Consider the following 16,080-nt stretch of genomic DNA (forward strand, 5'->3'; position numbering starts at 1 on the left):
CTGAAGTCTCGTAGGTGCGATGAAACAGGTGGACAAACATCACTTCGTTTACGAGGCATTGTCCGGGAAGAGCTGCAGGACACGTTCTACATTGGTTGCGGCCCAAAGGCGGTTTCGTAGATAGTCTTCAGATTTTTCAATGTTGGCGATTATCTGCCACAGCCAAACCAGCGCTACCATGGCCCGCAGAGCTTCCGCCTCTCGCGTCCAGTCCCCCGATGGACCAAAAGGCTGCTTGCAGCGGCCAAACCACGCCTTTTCCTCGTCGCTCCAGTTAGGCTTCAAATGCAGGTTTCGCACGATTTCACCAATCTGCTGGCCGGTCGACACGCGTCGCGATGTGAGCGCGAGCTGGCAGATGTCGAAGCCAGTCGGCCCGTCCTGTCCTGCTCTGTCCCAATCAATGATCCCTTCCACGACCAGATTCGGGCCGGCCCCGAATGAATGGGGCAAAAGACCATCATCAGTCCTGAACAGAACGTTTCCAGGACTGAAATCCCCATGATACCAGCCGAGTCGAGCGTCGCGGCCGAGCCAATATTCGCGCTGGCGCTGCGTGAATGCGTCAATTGCCCGCCGCCTCTGCTCACGCGACATCAACGTGTGGACAGGTTCGCACAGCAGCGATGCCGGTCCTTCGATCCAGCGGTCGACCCAAGTTTCGTCGATCGTAGCTAAACGCCCAGACAGCAGGTGGAGAGAATTGATTGCATCGGATGCAGCCGCGAGCGCAGCGGAACGCGACGGATGATGTTGAACGACCTGACGACCGTCCTTGCCCGGGACCCTCCGCTCGATTGACCAGACCGTGTCTTGCGCTTGCTTGAAAACCAATATTTCCGGTAACTTGAACAAACAGTCCTCTATCTGCGGGCTAACTTTCAACTGTTCCAACGCATTGCGCTGCCGCACAAGCGAAGCGCTGCCTCGCGCGGTCAAGCCTATCTTCAACACCGCGCATGTTCCTTCGGGGGTGTCGAAACTTCCACCCAGGCCCTCCTGTCCCGTCGCGTGCCCGACAAACTCGATCGAAACGCTACCCCGGGATGGTAAGCCCCCTAGCACACGCCAAGACGATGCTTTTTGCTCTCCCGATCTCCCAAGCAATTCCTGCAGAAAGGCGCCGTCGGTTTCTGTATGTGGCTTGTTGAAGGACCGGCCAACCGCCGCGGCGAGGCGCGCGCCGGCAGCCGCAATCTCGAGAAGCCAGCCTATGAGGCCGTCTCGCCCACCCTTGGCGAGCTCGAAAACTGCGATACCTGCGGCGACCAGAGTGTGCGACCCAAGCCATGCAATGCCCATTCCGATCGAGCCGAAGTGACCAAGTAACGGCCATCCAAGCCCGAGCACAGTGAACATCGTTGCCGTTTGGATCGTTGCGACGGAGCGCATGTTCCCGCGTGCGCGTGCCATTGCGAGATAGATCGTCGTGCATCCCCATGGAAGGCAGGAGAGCGCGAGCAGCCGCAGCAAGGGTGTTGCTTCGACGGCGTAGGACGGTCCAAATAGTCCCATGATAATGGGGGCGCAAATAACGACTAGTACCACGCCGGCCCCCATGAGCAGCATCGTGTGCAGAAATGCATCCGCAGCCAGCACGGACAGCCGCTGTTGGTCGGCGGAACCCTCCGCCAGCAACGAAATGCTCATCGATCGCCCGACCAGATAAAGAGAATAGGCGATCGTCCATGCGAGATGGTAGCTGGCGTTCGCCGCTGGGCCTGCCACGTTCAATATGAGGAGCGGTACAATTCCGAGGACCGCCATCATTGCCAAGGTTCCGGCATAATCCCAGCCAAGGAATTCCAGAAATTTGCCGAGATCAACGGCGGTGCGTGGCTCGCGATTTTGGCCACGTCTCCCGAGGAGATAGCGGAAGGCCAGGAAATTGACACCGGCAACGATACCGAAGACTGGCAGCGTCCACGCCGCGTATGGACCAAGCCTGGTTAGAGCTGTTCCAGCCAAGAGGATGAGGGCAACGATTTTCGCCAGAGCGTAAACGGTGTTGGCGACCGGCACCCATAGCGAGCGGCGCATCCCGGAAAGCATGCTGTCCTCAAGAAGGAACAAGGCCCAAGCCGCGGTAGACAACACGAACCACGCTGCCATCCACAAATCGCCGACTAGGAAGGCAAGCGGGGGATAAAAGCGTTGCACATACCAGAGAAAACACACGGAGATGAGAACGGCTGCGCCCGCTGCAGTCGCGTAGGCTGTCAAGACAAGCCTGCCTTCATTTGCACGCGCCGCCGGCAGAAATTTGTTGAGCATATTGCCGAAGCCGAGCTGTGCCAGATTTGCCAACGTGACCAGCGTGGTGATCAACGCAGCTCCGCGTCCGAGTTCCGCGGCGGTGTGAAGGCGCGCGGCCAGCAACCAGAAGACGAGACCGAGGACCGACGTCAGGCCGGCACTGGTGATCAGCGCATAACCGTTCCGGATGAGGGGCGTGCGAACGGACGACATGCGCAGCCCCGACGACACTATGCTCGAGCGTGCGAGAACACGGCGCGGCGTAGAGTTCTCTCCTCCCGTGTCGGTGCGAACCATGTCAACCCCGTGCCCCAGGCATTTATCACAGTGCTTTCGACAGTAACGCCGGCGGCTGGAAGCTCGGCGCATTGCAGTATAACTTACCTGCAGTCGGAGATGTTCGCCAGCTTGATGGTGGACTCCCTCTAACCTTATCGACGCGCGAAACAAGCTGAGTAGTACACGCGCGATCTATTGCGATGAAATAGAGGGACATACCCCGCCATTCGCGAAGCCTCCGGCAGCTTTTGGCGCGCAGCGATGACGCAAACGTGCCGTTTCGTCTGTTCGTTTGCACAATGCTGAGCCCGACAGCTGCACTCAGTTCCAACCGCCCATCTGGAAAACTCCCTGTGGGCACCTGTCTGTGCCTATCAAGGTAGTCTGCCAAATTCTGCAAGTGGACATCCTTGGCATATTTCTGACGTGTTTCTATTCGCATGAGCGACAGGGCAATGTCGCCTGAACTGAGCTTGCGAAGAAACTTCGGAAGCGTCAGGTGCGAAAAGAAATCGCGACCGACCTCATCGAGCGGAATGATGGCCTTACCATTGTATGTGCCATGAGTGACACCGGATTACCCATTGAAAATAGAATGTAATAAGTCACATATCATGGAGGCCGGCAGTCTGTCCAATCTCGACGTGGTTTAAAGATTATTGATAAACGATTGAAAGATATATGAAATTTGCCATAGCACCTATGATGGATTGGACGGACCGGCATTGCCGGTTCCTCCATCGCCAACTGACGCGTCGCGCGCTGCTCTACACGGAGATGGTGGTGGCCGACGCCGTCATCCAGGGCGCCCGCGAGCGGCTGCTCGGTTTCGATGCCTGCGAGCATCCGGTGGCGCTGCAACTCGGTGGTTCGGAACCGGCAAAACTCGCCGAAGCCGCACGGATCGGCGAGGCGTTCGGCTATGACGAGATCAATCTGAATGTCGGCTGCCCGTCGGACCGCGTTCAGTCCGGCACCTTTGGTGCCTGCCTGATGAAGACGCCGGCTCTGGTCGCCGACGGCGTCGCTGCCATGAAATCGGCCGTGAAGATACCCGTCACCGTCAAGTGCCGCATCGGCGTCGACGACCAGGATCCGGAGGTTGCGCTCGATGTGCTGTCCGACGCGGTTTTCGCGGCCGGCGCGGACGCGCTCTGGGTGCATGCCCGCAAGGCCTGGCTGGAGGGGCTGTCGCCAAAGGAAAACCGCGACATCCCGCCACTCGACTATGACCGCGTCTATCGGCTTAAGGCAAAAAACCAAAATCGATTCATCGGCATCAACGGCGGTATTCAGACGCTGGATGAAGCCGAACGGCATCTGCAATCGACCGACGGGGCGATGTTCGGCCGCGCCGCCTATCACACGCCTGCAATCCTGGCCGAGGTGGATTCCCGGATTTACGGCGAAGCTGTCGAAGCCGTGGATTTTGCCGCCGTGATCGACGCCATGGCTGTCTATGCGGCCCGTCATATCGAACAGGGCGGGCGGCTCGTCCATGTGACCCGCCATATGGTTGGCCTGTTCCACGGCCTGCCGGGTGCCCGCCGCTACCGCCAGATACTTTCAACCGATGCGACGCGGCCGGGCGCCGGGCCGGACGTGATGCACGCCGCCTTTGCGGCGGTCGAATTGCCGACTGTCGCCGCCGCGGCCTGACCTTTCTCCGACTATCGGGCTTTGCAAGCTGTGCCAATTAGGCCAGCCCGAGATTGGCGCTTGCCATTCCGATAAGTACCCACTTATATGTTGGTCATGATGGAATCGGAAATCTTTCGGGCGCTGGCCGATCCGACGCGCCGTGCGGTCTTTGAAAGCCTTGCCGGCGGCGAAAAAAGCGTCGGCGAACTCAAGTCGGGCTTCGACATTTCGCAGCCGGCGGTGTCGCAGCATCTCGCGGCCCTGAAGAAGGCCGGGCTGGTGGCCGAAAGGCGCCAGGGGCGCAACGCGTTTTATTCCATCGATCCTAGCGGCCTGCAGCCTTTGGCCGGCTGGATCGACCGCTACCGCACCTTCTGGCCGGCGAAGATCGAGAAACTGAAGGATGTGCTGAAGGGGATGGATCAATGAGCGAGGTGAAAGTCATGGAGATGGCCGACGAGACGGAGGAGACCATCGCTTTCGAATGCGATCTTCCGCAGGCTCCCGAGAAAGTCTGGCGGGCACTGACGGTGCCGGAACTGGTCGCAGCATGGCTGATGCCCAACGACCTCGTGCCGGAGCAGGGCGCGCGTTTCACCCTGAACGGTCCGCCGGAAGAGGGTGGGGATGTCGCCTGCGAAGTTCTCGACATCGAACCGGAACGGCTGATCCGCTATTCCTGGCGTGACGAGGAAGCCCGTCGCCTCGATCTCGATTCCACCGTGACCTTCGAACTGGCGCGCAGCGCGGTCGGGGGCACGCATCTGCGCATCGTCCACAGCGGCTTGCAGCGCGCCGGAAGCCGTGTGTCGACCGTCATGTCGGCCGCGAACGCGAACCAACCCCGAATGATGCTGCGCGCCGCCTGACCGGTCCCGGCAAGGAGATTTTCCGATGAACAATCTGGTTCCGATGGTGATCGAACAGTCGAGCCTTGGCGAACGATCCTTCGACATTTTTTCGCGGCTGCTGCGCGAGCGTATCATCTTCGTCAACGGACCGATCGACGACAATGTCTCCGCGCTTGTCTGCGCCCAGTTGCTGTCGCTGGAATCGGACAATCCGAAGAAGGAGATCGCGCTTTATATCAACTCACCGGGCGGCGTGGTGACTAGCGGTTTCGCCATCTATGATACGATGCAGTACATTTCGAGCCCGATCTCGACGGTCTGCATGGGCACGGCGCGCTCGATGGGTTCATTCTTGCTGATGGCCGGCACGCCGGGACTCAGGATTGCCCTGCCGAACTCGGATGTCGTGCTGCACCAGCCCTCAGGCGGCTTTCAGGGCCAGGCATCGGACATCACGCGCCATGCCGACAACGTCGCCAGGACCAAGCGCCGGATGATCGAGCTTTATGCCAAACATTGCGGCCAGACGCTTGCCGAGGTCGAGCGTGTGCTCGACCGCGACTACTTCATGAGCGCCGAGGAGGCGCGCGACTGGGGCATCGTCGACCATATTTACGAGCGGAGAGACATCAACGCGCCGCTTGCACTGCCGGCCGGCGGAATGCCGGGCCTGCTGGCCCCGGGTGCGCAGGATAAGGTCGGAAACTAGTCGCGCAGAATCATCCGGTCGCCGCGTACGTCGAAACCCGACAGCGTTCCGATGAAATTCATGCCGAGCAGCGTCTGGTCGAGTCCATTGCCCTCCGCGACCAGCATAGGCACCCTGCGACGGGTGATGGCGCCGATGGAGATTTCCTCGGCGACGACGCTGGCGGCGCGCGCCATTCCGTTCGCCGTCGAGACGGTAATGGTGTAGTTCAATCGGGATGTGTCGAAACCGGCGCGTTCTGCGTCGGCGACGGTCAGTACGGTGCTGGTTGCGCCGGTGTCGACCATGACGTTGATGGCGGCGCCGTTGACGAGGGCGGTCGTGCCGAAATGGCCGTTCGCCAGCTTTTCCAGCATGACGGTATGGTTGCCTTCGCTGTCGGTGATCGATAGCGGGCTGCCCGGCACCAGACCGGCGGTAACGCGGCTGGCGAAATCCTGCAATTCGTAGCGATACTGGTAGCCGGCAATGAGGACGAGGATGACCAGCATCCACAATGCCAGGGTTCGGGCGACATAACCCAGCCGCATGCCGGAACCCAGGATGCCGGCAGCGACCACGGTTCCCCATATGCCGAGATAGAGCGTCTGGCCGAATGCGTCGTTGGTGATGCCGAACGTCTCGCCGCTGGAATCGTTGAGCACCAGCAGGATCAGCCCGCCGCCAATGACCGCAAGAATGATCCACAAAAAGCGGCTCATCTCCTAGCCAACCGCACCGCGTTCGCGCGCCATGCGGGTACGGCGCGTTTCCCGGCGAGGCCGCCGCTCGACTGTTTCAAGCCGGGCGGGGAGGATCGCCATCACCTCGCGGCGCTTTTCCGGCGTCATGCCGATCCAGCCGGAGATCTCGTCGCGCGTGCGCCCGCAGCCGAAGCAATAGCCGGTTTTCAGGTCGATCGAGCAGACAAGAATGCAGGGTGATTCGATGGCCGTCATGGCGATCCCGTTTCGCTCATCCCACATGGTGCAGTGGCAAAGCCAATGCAAGCCCTTTCAAATCCGCCCTGAAAAGCCCCACCTGCGCCATACGATTTTCAACGCTATGTGATTGTGTGCTGCGGCAAGCGGCTCTATGCGCAATAATACGATTTTTCGAGTTTCCCGGACCGACGGGCCGGGACTGGTGGACAGCAAGATGACAAGCGGCCTCCCATTCGACGATTTTCGCAACCTGCTTGCCCGGCTCGACGGGCCGGACGAAAAAGCCGCTGCCGGCGTACGCGCGCTCTATGCCCTCACCGGCAAACCGAAAGGCTCGCTCGGTCGGCTGGAAGATATCTCCGAATGGCTGGCGGCTTGGAGCGGCCGGGTGCCCCCGGTGGTTAGCCGGCCGCTGGTGGCGATTTTTGCCGGCAATCACGGCATAGCCCGGCACGACATCTCGCCCAGATCGGTCAGGACGACCGCGCAGATGGTCGAACTGATGGCAGCCGGCGGAGCGGCGATCAATCAGTTCTGCATCGCCTCGGACCTCGGCCTCAAGGTGTTCGACCTGGCGCTCGACCTGCCCACCGCCGACATCACCGAGGAAGCCGGGCTCGACGAGCGCAATTGTGCAGCGACGATGGCGTTCGGCATGGAGGCGGTTGCTGGCAACATCGACCTCTTGTGCATCGGCGATCTCGGCGTCGGCAACACGACGGTTGCTGCGGCGCTGTTCGCGGCCTTGCTCGGCGGCAACGGCGCCGATTGGATCGGTTCGGGCTCCGGCGCGGGCGATGCGATGATGAACCGCAAGGCCGAGGTGGTCGACCGTGCACTGGCGCTGCACGGCGCTCACCTGAAGGATCCACTCGAAGCCTTGCGCCGCGTCGGCGGCCGCGAATTCGCGGCGATTGCCGGGGCCATCCTGGCGGCGCGCATGCAGAAACTGCCGGTGGTGCTCGATGGTTTTGCCACAACCGCCGCCGCGGCCGTGCTGCATGCGGCCAACCCGTCGGCGCTCGACCATTGCGTTTTGGCGCATCTTTCGGCCGAGCCCGGCCATGCCCGCGCCGCCGAGAGGCTCGGCCTTCGCCCAATCCTCGATCTCCAGCTGCATCACGGCGAAGGCACTGGTGCTGCACTTGCCGCAGGCATCGTCAAGGCGGCGGCATTGTCGCTGTCCGGCATGGCCGCCGCGGTCACATAACCGCCTACCTGCGGCCGCCGCGCGCTGCCGTCCTTGTCGGTATTGCCGGCAGCGGTTCCATGACCCGCGACGGGGGGAAGATGGCGATTGCCTCGGTTCCCTCGCGCAGTTTCGAATGCAGCTGGAACTCGCCGCCATGCATGGCAAGCAGGCCCTGGACGATCGGCAAGCCCAGTCCGGTTCCCTGTTCGGCGCTCTTGATGGCGATCGACCCCTGGCCGAAAGCCGACAGCACCACCGGGATTTCGTCGTCCGGGATGCCTGGCCCGTTGTCCTTGATCGAGATGTACTGGCCGCCGCCGGCGGTCCAGCCGACGCGTACCAGGATTTCGCCGCCGCTGCCGGTGAACTTCACCGCGTTCGACAACAGGTTGAGCGTGACCTGCCGAACCGCGCGTTCGTCGCCAAAGAGCCGGGGCAGCACGCTTTCGAATTGCTGAACGATGTTGATATCCTTGTTGCGTGCCTTCAGTTCCATCAGGCGGCAGCATTCCTCGACGACATGCAGGATCGTCACGGGTTCCTCGTTGAGCTGGTAGCGTCCTGCTTCGATACGCGACAGGTCAAGGATTTCGTTGATGACGTCGAGCAGATGCTGACCGGATCCGTGAATGTCGCGCGCGTAATCGCGATAGGTCTGGTTATGCATCGAACCCAGCACTTCGCTCGCCATCACTTCGGAAAAGCCAAGGATGGCGTTGAGCGGTGTCCGCAATTCATGACTCATCGAGGCGAGGAAGCGCGATTTGGCGAGGTTCGCCTCCTCGGCACGCCGGCGCGCCTCGTCCGACATCGATTTCGCCGTGTCGAGTTCGGCGATCAGCCCGTCGACCTCGCGCCGGAACGACAAAAGCATGACCGCCGAGGTGTTCATGTTGCTCGCGACATGGGCAAAGAAGGGCAAGGCGAGGATCAGCAGACCGGCCATGACGGCTTCGACCGGCATCCAGAAGCGGGCGCCGACAATCGTGTAGATTGCGACCGGAACGGCGAATGTGACGATCAGCGCGCCTCTGAGCGACGAGCTGATCAGCGCCGTCGCCGCGATCGCAAGCAGCAGGATCACTGCCTTGAAAACGGGAAACTGATCGACGCCGCAGGCATCGCAGCCGAGCGAGGCGAAATAGGCCCAGCCGATGCCGCTGAGGAAGTGAGCGGCCAGGAAGTGATTGCGCGTCGTATCCGGATCGATGGTGGAGGCGTCCGAACGGTCGACGCGCTGCGCGACGAAGGCGAGGCAGGCGTAGCAGGCGACCGTGATCAGTGCCCAGATCAGGATGTCGCCGCTCATGCCGAAGTAAAGTCCGATGGCCGATATCAGCAAAATCAGCAGCGGGATCGCCATGGCGCTTCTGATGATGGCTCGGGCATGCAGCTTCAACAATTCGCGTTCGAAGGCCGGATTGCCGGCTTGCTGCGAAAGACGGTCGCGCGTCTTGCGCACCGCGCGGGACACATCGCTGTTGCGACGCGTTTTCCTGCGGTCCACAATGAATTTGTCAGCCGTGTTCGAACGTTGGAACGGCATCCGGATTTTTCTATTTTCACGCGTATCGATACGCTTTGCAGGCTAGTTGCGAATGATTAAGAGACCCTTCAGCGGATGAGCCGATCGTCGCCGCGAAGATATGGCCGCCGCTATACGCCGCGGCCACGCAGCCTTTTCCGCAAACTTCTCGACTATGCTTTGACCATCGTGATTCTCGGCCTGCTGGTGCTGATTTCGGCGCGGCTTGATCGTGTGAATACGCGCCACACCACCGGCGCCGCGGTGGTGAACGACGGCGACTCGCTGACGCTGGGTGCCGAGCGGGTGCGTCTGCGCGGCATAGATGCGCCCGAGTTCAACCAGATATGCCGAAAAGGCGACGCAACCTATCCTTGCGGCCGGCGCTCGCGCGAGGCATTGGTCCGGCTTGTCGGCGGCAAGGCCGTTTCCTGCACCGGATGGGAGCGCGACCGGTATGGACGGCTGCTCGGCAGCTGCATGGCTGCCGGTATCGATCTCAACCGGACGCAGGTGGAGGCCGGTTGGGCCATCGCTTACGGAGATTATCTCGACGAGGAAGAGGCGGCGCGCGCCAAGAAACTTGGCCTGTGGGCGGGCTCCTTCGAGCGTCCGCGCGACTGGCGCGACAGCCATGGCGAGATGATGGAGGTCGAGCACGATCTGAAGGGCAAGGTGCTGAACTGGCTGCGACAGATCTTCCACTTTTCGTGACGTGCGGTATCTGTGAGCAGGCCTGAAACGGGAGAGAGAAGGATGAAGCTTTTCGACGGCGGCAAGGCGCCCAACCCGCGCCGCGTGCGCGTCTTCCTTGCAGAAAAAGGCATCGAGGTGCCGTTGGTGCCGGTCGACATGGGCGCGTTCGGCCATCGGGAGGAGCAGGTCGCGTCGCGCAATCCGCTGCGCCGGCTGCCGCTACTCGAGCTCGACGACGGCACGGTCATCACGGAATCGGTCGCCATCTGCCGCTACTTCGAAGAGCTCCAGCCGGCGCCGGCATTGTTCGGCACCGGCGCTCTGGGCAAGGCTCTGGTCGAGATGTGGCAGCGCCGCATGGAACTCAACCTGATGTCTCCCGTCGCCCAGGCGTTCCGCCACATTCATCCGGCGATGAAGGAGTGGGAGGTTCCGCAGATTCCCGAATGGGGCGAGGCGAACAAGCCGAAGGCGATCGAGTTTCTCCATCTGCTCGACAATGAACTGGCGGACAGGGAATTCGCCGCCGGCGATGCCTATTCGATTGCCGACATCACCGGCATGATCGCTATCGATTTCATGAAGCCGGCGCGTGTCCAAGTGCCGGAGGAACTGGCCAATGTCAGGCGCTGGCACGCCGCGCTGCGGGCGCGTCCGAGCGCCGACGCCTGAGGCAGGATCGTTGGATCCACAACTCGAGCGTCTGACGGCACGGATACGCGCCTGCCGCATCTGTCGTGACAGTCCGCTTGGCAAGCCCTTGCCGCATGAACCGCGGCCGGTCCTGGTGCCGTCCTCGACTGCGCGCATCCTGATCGCCAGCCAGGCGCCGGGAACCAAGGTGCACGTCACCGGCATGCCGTTTACCGATGCGTCCGGCGATCGGCTGCGCGATTGGCTGGGCGTGACCAACGACGAGTTCTACAATCCGGATTTTTTTGCCATCGTCCCGATGGGGTTCTGTTTTCCGGGTCAGGATACGAAGGGCGGCGATCTGCCGCCCCGCCGCGAATGCGCCCCGGCATGGCGCGAACCGATGATGAAACTGATGCCGCAGATCGACCTGGTGCTGACCATCGGCCTCTATGCGCAGGCTTGGCATATTGGCGCCGCCCGCAGCGCCTCGCTGACGGAAACGGTGAAGAACTGGCGTCAGGTCCATGCCGCGACGTCGGCGCCGAAAGTCATCGCGCTGCCGCATCCGTCATGGCGCAACACCGGCTGGCTCAAGCGCAATCCTTGGTTTGAAATGGAATTGCTGCCTTTCCTGAAAACAGAAATTCGCGATCGCCTGAAGGGCGTGGCGGACAAGACCATGCCCATATGAGGGTGCTCGAAGAGAATTTCTTTCTTGCAGCATAGGGGAACGCCAGTCAGAATAGTATTTCATTCTACTGGAGCTTCCCATGGATCGCCTCGACCGAAAAATTTTGCGCCTTCTGCAGGAGGACGCGACGCTCGCCGTGGCCGACATCGCCAAGAAAGTCGGTCTTTCGACCACGCCCTGCTGGCGGCGCATCCAGAAGCTCGAGGAGGAGGGCGTCATCAAGCGTCGCGTGGCTATCCTCGATCCTGTGCGGATAAACACCCGCGTCACCGTCTTCGTCTCGATCCGCACCAATTCGCATAGCCTCGAATGGCTGCGGCGCTTCTCGGAAGTCATTCAGGAATTCCCGGAAGTCATTGAATTCTATCGGATGAGTGGCGATGTCGATTACCTGTTGCGGGTCGTGGTGCCGGACATCGCGGCCTATGACGCCTTCTACAAGCGGCTGATCGCCAAGATCGAGATCCGTGACGTGTCCTCGGCTTTCGCGATGGAGCAGATCAAATACACCACCGAGCTGCCGCTCGATTATATGGTGCTCGACAAGGAAAGCGCCTCCAGCGCAGCCTGAGCGGATCGGCGCGGGAGCGTCGAATGCCTTCCGCGTTATTGTCCTGAGACACTCATTTGGCTTTGTTCGCCAGGCGCGCAAGCTGCTTGGGATCGGTCAATTCTTTCGCCGCGTTCCTGCCGATCCAGCGCGCCGTCTTGTCCTGGGACGCAGCCAGCCGTTCGGCGCTGGCCAGCGCACTGGCATGCAGCGTCGCTGAGCGTTTGCCGATCGAGCGCAAGGCCCAGTTGACGGCCTTCTTCACGAAATTGCGCTCATCGGTGGCATGCGCCTCGATCAGCGGCATGAAGCCGTGGAAGGTGGTCTCCGGCTCCTTCTTCCGGTGCACGACCGACCAGGCCATCATCGCGAAAGCGGTGCGCCGCACGAACTCGCGCTCGTCATCGGCAAATTCTTCGATCAGTACGCGCCAGCCATCCGTGTCGACGAACAGGTCGGAGACGCCGTCGACGATATCCCAGGAATCGAAGCTCGCCGCCCAGCGCCAGGCATCCCCCGCGGTGAAGCGCTTGGGATCGGCGGTCACCGAAGCGATGAATTGCGCTTCCATGATGCCGCTGTCCCAAAGCTCGAAGGCGCGCTCATGGTTGCGCTTGATGCGCTTGGCGATCTGGCGCTGCACGCCGTGCGGGATGCCGAGCGCGCGATCGATCTTGATTCCGTAGCGGAGCATGCCTTGCCGGTTCTCCTCCGAGCCGATCGAGCGCAGATGCGCGACGATTTCGGTGGAGGTGGAGGAGGGCGACAGCTCGGCCATGGAAAGTTCTACTTCTCCAGCCGCGCCAGCAAGGAGGAGGTGTCCCAGCGCTTGCCGCCCAAGGCCTGTACATCCTTGTAGAACTGGTCGACCAGCGCCGTCACCGGCAGCCTGGCGCCGTTGCGGTCGGCTTCGTCGAGGCAGATGCCGAGGTCCTTGCGCATCCAGTCGACGGCAAAGCCGAAATCGTACTTGCCGGCGTTCATGGTCTTGTGGCGGTTTTCCATCTGCCATGAACCGGCTGCGCCCTTGGAGATCACCTCGATGACCTTTTCGATGTCGAGCCCGGCCTTCTTGCCGAAATGAATACCCTCGGCGAGGCCCTGCACCAGGCCGGCGATGCAGATCTGGTTGATCATCTTGGTGAGCTGGCCCGCACCCGCCGATCCCATCAATCCGACCATGCGGGCATAGGCATCGATCACCGGTCTCGCCGTGTCGAATGTTACCTCGTCGCCGCCAACCATCACGGTCAGGATGCCGTTTTCGGCGCCCGCCTGGCCACCCGAGACCGGCGCGTCGAGAAAGCCGATGCCGCGCTCGGCTGCTGCTGCGGCAAGCTCCCGCGCCACTTCGGCGGAAGCGGTGGTGTTGTCGATGAAGATGGCGCCCTTCTTCATCGCGGCAAAGGCGCCGTCCTTGCCGGTCGTCACTTGCCGCAGGTCGTCGTCGTTGCCGACGCACGAAAACACGAAATCCTTGTCCTTCGCCGCTTCCGCCGGAGTCCTTGCAGAGGTGCCACCATGTTCGGCGACCCATTTCTCGGCCTTGGCCTGGGTACGGTTATAGACGGTGACGTCGTGTCCACCCTTGTTCTTCAGGTGGCCGGCCATCGGATAGCCCATAACGCCGAGCCCCAGAAACGCGACAGTTGCCATGGTTTTTTCCTTTCAAAGCGGAGCAGCGGACGATGTGCGCGTCCGCTGACAGGTTTTTCGCTTGTGTCAGCGAATAAGGTGCCGGGTGATGATGCGCTCGATCCAGTCCACGATATTCCGTAGGACCTCGACGATGGTAAGATAGATCAGTGCCGCCCAGATATAGGTCTGGAAATCGAAGCTGCGTGAATAGGCGCGGCGTGTTTCGCCCATCAGGTCGAAGACCGTGATCAACGCGACGATCGCGGAGCCCTTGATCATCAGGATGATCTCGTTGCCGTACGGTCTGAGCGCCACGATCAAGGCTTGCGGCAAAATGATCTTGCGCAATGTCTGGAACTTGTGCAGCCCAAGCGAGGCCGCGCCCTCCCACTGGCCGCGCGGCACGCTTTCGATCGCGCCACGCAAAATCTCGGCCTGGTAAGCCGCGGTATTGAGTGCAAAAGCAAAAATGGCGCAGTACCACTCGTCTCGGAAGAACCACCACAACCCGACAGCCTCGAGTTCGGGCCGGAACGATCCCAGGCCGTAGTAGACAAGAAATGTCTGCGCCAAAAGCGGCGTGCCGCGGAAGAAGTAGACATAGCCGTAGGCAATCGCGCCGAGTAAACGATTGTCCGACATGCGCGCATAAGCGATCGGTATTGAAAGCAGCGCACCGAGGACGATCGAGATAAAGACCAGACGAATGGTGACCCACAGGCCCCTCATGTAGAGCGGGGCATAGCGGTTGAAGAGCTCCGGGTTCCACGCGTTGACCAGGTACGCGATCAACCCGATCCCGATCAGGATCCAGCAACCGACCGCAATCGTGCCGGCTATACGCGCACCGGTCCAGGGTCGCGCGATGACAGGCGGGCGATCGACGTCGATTTCGCTCACCGTGCTCATTTCGCCATATCCTGGCGTCCGACGGCCTTCTCGATCTGTCCGATACCGTAGGACGAAATGATGGCCAGCACGAGATAGACGAGGCAGGCGAAGCCGAAGAACAGGAAAGCTTCCTTGGTGACGCGGGCGGCGATCTGGGTCTGGCGCAGGATGTCCGCGAGACCGATTGCCGACACCAGCGCGGTATCCTTGAGGAGGATCAGCCACAGATTGCTCAAGCCGGGAAGGGCGATGCGGACAAGCTGCGGCAGGACCACCAGACGCATCGTCTGGCCATTGGACAGCCCGACCGAATAGCCGCCTTCATATTGGCCGCGCGGGATCGCACGGAATGCGGAGAGAAAGACCTCGCTTGCATAGGATGAGAAGACGAGACTAAGCGCGATCATTCCCGCGATGAAGCTCGTCACCTGGTCGCTGGCGCCGGGAAAGAGATAGGTGAAGATCGGAAGGGCAACGCCGAAATAAATGAGAAAAAGCGTGAGCAGTTCGGGAAGTCCACGGAAAATCGTCGTGTAGACGCTGCCGGCGATACGCAATGTCGGCTCGGCCGATTGTTTTGCCAGCGCGACAAGAAAGCCCAGGAGAAGACCGACCGGCAGTGTGGCAAGGGCCAATTGAACGGTGACGAGGACACCGCGGAAAATGTCGTCAAGCCAGCCCTGGTCCCCCCAGCTCAAGAGTGTCTGCACGCGTCAATCACCCGTCCATGTTGCCTATCCCGGGAAATCGGTCGGCGGCTTGTAGACCGCCGACCGGATTGTTCAGGACTCGGCGCCGTAGACGTCGAACTTGAAGTACTTGTCGTTGATTTCCTTGTACTTCCCGTTGGCGCGGATCGCCTCGATGGCGGCATTGAATTTTTTGACGAGGTCCGTCTCGCCCTTGCGCACGGCGACGCCGGCACCCGGGCCGAAGATTTCAACAGGTTGTGGCGACGGCATGCCGACCATCTTGCAGCAAGCGCCCTCCGGGGAATCGAGGAATTGCTGGAGCACCACAACGTCATCTTCGGCCGCATCGAGACGGCCATTGGCCAGGTCGAGCATGTATTCCTGGCTCGACGGATAGCCCTTCAACTCGCTGTCGGTGAAGGTCTTTTCGGCGTAGTTGTAGTGGGTTGTCGAGGTGGCGACGCCGATCGTCTTGCCGGCGAGATCCTCCTTGGTGACACCCTTAAGGTCGCTGTCCTTGGGGGCGACGATCGCCGACGGGGTGTTGTAGTACTTGTCGGTGAAGTCCACCTTCTGCTTGCGCTCGTCGGTGATCGACATCGAAGCGATGATGGCGTCGAACTTGCCGGCCTGGAGGGCAGGGATGATGCCGTCCCAATCCTGGGTGACGAATTCGCACTTGGCCTTCATCTCGTCGCAGAGCGCCTTGGCGATGTCGATGTCGAAGCCTTCCAGCTTGCCGTCCGGGGTCAGATTGTTGAAGGGCGGGTAGGCGCCTTCCGTGCCGATCTTCAGGGTCAGCTCCTGCGCTTGGGCAGCACCCAGCGACAAGGCGAACGCGGCAGCCGAAGCGGCCAGAGCGATACGCTTGGTAATACGCATAATGTTCCTCTCTTTTATGGTGCCGGCT

Annotated in this window: 19 protein-coding genes; 9 read left to right on the forward strand and 10 right to left on the reverse strand. The window is 61.2% G+C overall.

Going from position 1 to position 16,080, the window contains the following annotated elements:
* Positions 1 to 48: 48 nt before the first annotated feature.
* Entirely contained in the window at positions 49 to 2,553 is a 2,505-nt protein-coding gene (locus OHD58_RS11525) for a phosphotransferase (protein ID WP_263803409.1), read from the reverse strand.
* Positions 2,554 to 2,578: 25 nt separating this feature from the next.
* Positions 2,579 to 3,076 carry a pyocin activator PrtN family protein gene (locus OHD58_RS11530; protein ID WP_318528252.1) on the reverse strand — a complete coding sequence of 166 codons (498 nt, stop codon included), beginning with the start codon at positions 3,074 to 3,076 and terminating at the stop codon, positions 2,579 to 2,581.
* Between the two features lie 140 nt (positions 3,077 to 3,216).
* Here OHD58_RS11530 and dusA point away from each other — a divergent pair, with 140 nt between their 5' ends.
* From dusA to OHD58_RS11550, 4 genes are all read left to right on the forward strand, one after another.
* Entirely contained in the window at positions 3,217 to 4,194 is a 978-nt protein-coding gene (dusA, locus tag OHD58_RS11535; protein ID WP_263803410.1) for a tRNA dihydrouridine(20/20a) synthase DusA, read from the forward strand.
* A gap of 96 nt (positions 4,195 to 4,290) precedes the next feature.
* Positions 4,291 to 4,605 carry an ArsR/SmtB family transcription factor gene (locus tag OHD58_RS11540; protein WP_263803606.1) on the forward strand — a complete coding sequence of 105 codons (315 nt, stop codon included), beginning with the start codon at positions 4,291 to 4,293 and terminating at the stop codon, positions 4,603 to 4,605.
* Positions 4,602 to 5,045: an SRPBCC family protein gene (locus OHD58_RS11545; protein WP_263803411.1), complete on the forward strand. Its 444-nt coding sequence runs from the start codon at positions 4,602 to 4,604 to the stop codon at positions 5,043 to 5,045. Before OHD58_RS11540 ends, OHD58_RS11545 begins: the two co-directional genes overlap by 4 nt.
* Before the next feature lie 25 nt (positions 5,046 to 5,070).
* Entirely contained in the window at positions 5,071 to 5,736 is a 666-nt protein-coding gene (locus OHD58_RS11550; protein ID WP_263803412.1) for an ATP-dependent Clp protease proteolytic subunit, read from the forward strand.
* Here OHD58_RS11550 and OHD58_RS11555 read toward each other — a convergent pair.
* Both OHD58_RS11555 and OHD58_RS11560 read right to left on the reverse strand, forming a co-directional pair.
* Entirely contained in the window at positions 5,733 to 6,437 is a 705-nt protein-coding gene (locus tag OHD58_RS11555) for a TIGR02281 family clan AA aspartic protease (RefSeq protein ID WP_263803414.1), read from the reverse strand. The genes OHD58_RS11550 and OHD58_RS11555 overlap by 4 nt on opposite strands.
* Positions 6,438 to 6,440: 3 nt before the next feature.
* A complete protein-coding gene (locus tag OHD58_RS11560) occupies positions 6,441 to 6,674 on the reverse strand; it encodes a DUF1289 domain-containing protein (protein ID WP_263803415.1) in 234 nt (77 codons plus the stop codon).
* A 199-nt stretch (positions 6,675 to 6,873) separates the two neighbouring features.
* Between OHD58_RS11560 and OHD58_RS11565 the strand changes: the two genes are divergently transcribed.
* Positions 6,874 to 7,869: a nicotinate-nucleotide--dimethylbenzimidazole phosphoribosyltransferase gene (locus tag OHD58_RS11565; RefSeq protein WP_263803416.1), complete on the forward strand. Its 996-nt coding sequence runs from the start codon at positions 6,874 to 6,876 to the stop codon at positions 7,867 to 7,869.
* 4 nt (positions 7,870 to 7,873) lie between these two features.
* On the opposite strand, the gene OHD58_RS11570 is transcribed toward OHD58_RS11565, so the two are convergent.
* The gene (locus tag OHD58_RS11570; RefSeq protein WP_263803418.1) at positions 7,874 to 9,397 is read right to left on the reverse strand and encodes a sensor histidine kinase; all 1,524 of its coding nucleotides are present in this window, start codon (positions 9,395 to 9,397) and stop codon (positions 7,874 to 7,876) included.
* Between the two features lie 75 nt (positions 9,398 to 9,472).
* Here OHD58_RS11570 and OHD58_RS11575 point away from each other — a divergent pair, with 75 nt between their 5' ends.
* The 4 genes from OHD58_RS11575 to OHD58_RS11590 all read left to right on the forward strand — a co-directional run bounded on the left by OHD58_RS11575 (position 9,473) and on the right by OHD58_RS11590 (position 11,970).
* Positions 9,473 to 10,090: a thermonuclease family protein gene (locus tag OHD58_RS11575; RefSeq protein WP_263803420.1), complete on the forward strand. Its 618-nt coding sequence runs from the start codon at positions 9,473 to 9,475 to the stop codon at positions 10,088 to 10,090.
* Between the two features lie 42 nt (positions 10,091 to 10,132).
* On the forward strand, positions 10,133 to 10,744 hold the full coding sequence (locus OHD58_RS11580) for a glutathione S-transferase (RefSeq protein ID WP_263803421.1): 612 nt from the start codon (positions 10,133 to 10,135) through the stop codon (positions 10,742 to 10,744).
* A gap of 10 nt (positions 10,745 to 10,754) precedes the next feature.
* On the forward strand, positions 10,755 to 11,399 hold the full coding sequence (locus OHD58_RS11585) for a uracil-DNA glycosylase family protein (protein ID WP_263803422.1): 645 nt from the start codon (positions 10,755 to 10,757) through the stop codon (positions 11,397 to 11,399).
* Between the two features lie 79 nt (positions 11,400 to 11,478).
* Positions 11,479 to 11,970 carry an Lrp/AsnC family transcriptional regulator gene (locus OHD58_RS11590; protein ID WP_263803424.1) on the forward strand — a complete coding sequence of 164 codons (492 nt, stop codon included), beginning with the start codon at positions 11,479 to 11,481 and terminating at the stop codon, positions 11,968 to 11,970.
* Positions 11,971 to 12,022: 52 nt separating this feature from the next.
* On the opposite strand, the gene OHD58_RS11595 is transcribed toward OHD58_RS11590, so the two are convergent.
* The 5 genes from OHD58_RS11595 to OHD58_RS11615 form a co-directional block, all read right to left on the reverse strand.
* On the reverse strand, positions 12,023 to 12,727 hold the full coding sequence (locus tag OHD58_RS11595) for a DNA alkylation repair protein (protein WP_263803425.1): 705 nt from the start codon (positions 12,725 to 12,727) through the stop codon (positions 12,023 to 12,025).
* A gap of 8 nt (positions 12,728 to 12,735) precedes the next feature.
* Positions 12,736 to 13,605 (reverse strand): NAD(P)-dependent oxidoreductase, encoded by an 870-nt coding sequence (locus OHD58_RS11600; protein ID WP_263803426.1) that lies wholly within the window; start codon positions 13,603 to 13,605, stop codon positions 12,736 to 12,738.
* A 66-nt stretch (positions 13,606 to 13,671) separates the two neighbouring features.
* Positions 13,672 to 14,496, reverse strand: a complete 825-nt coding sequence (locus OHD58_RS11605) for an ABC transporter permease (RefSeq protein ID WP_263803428.1) — start codon at positions 14,494 to 14,496, stop codon at positions 13,672 to 13,674.
* Entirely contained in the window at positions 14,493 to 15,188 is a 696-nt protein-coding gene (locus OHD58_RS11610) for an ABC transporter permease (RefSeq protein ID WP_263803429.1), read from the reverse strand. Before OHD58_RS11610 ends, OHD58_RS11605 begins: the two co-directional genes overlap by 4 nt.
* A 72-nt stretch (positions 15,189 to 15,260) precedes the next feature.
* Positions 15,261 to 16,052, reverse strand: a complete 792-nt coding sequence (locus OHD58_RS11615) for an ABC transporter substrate-binding protein (protein ID WP_263803430.1) — start codon at positions 16,050 to 16,052, stop codon at positions 15,261 to 15,263.
* Positions 16,053 to 16,080 lie beyond the last annotated feature (28 nt).

Source organism: Mesorhizobium sp. ZC-5, from assembly GCF_025753855.1.
Lineage (GTDB): Bacteria > Pseudomonadota > Alphaproteobacteria > Rhizobiales > Rhizobiaceae > Neomesorhizobium.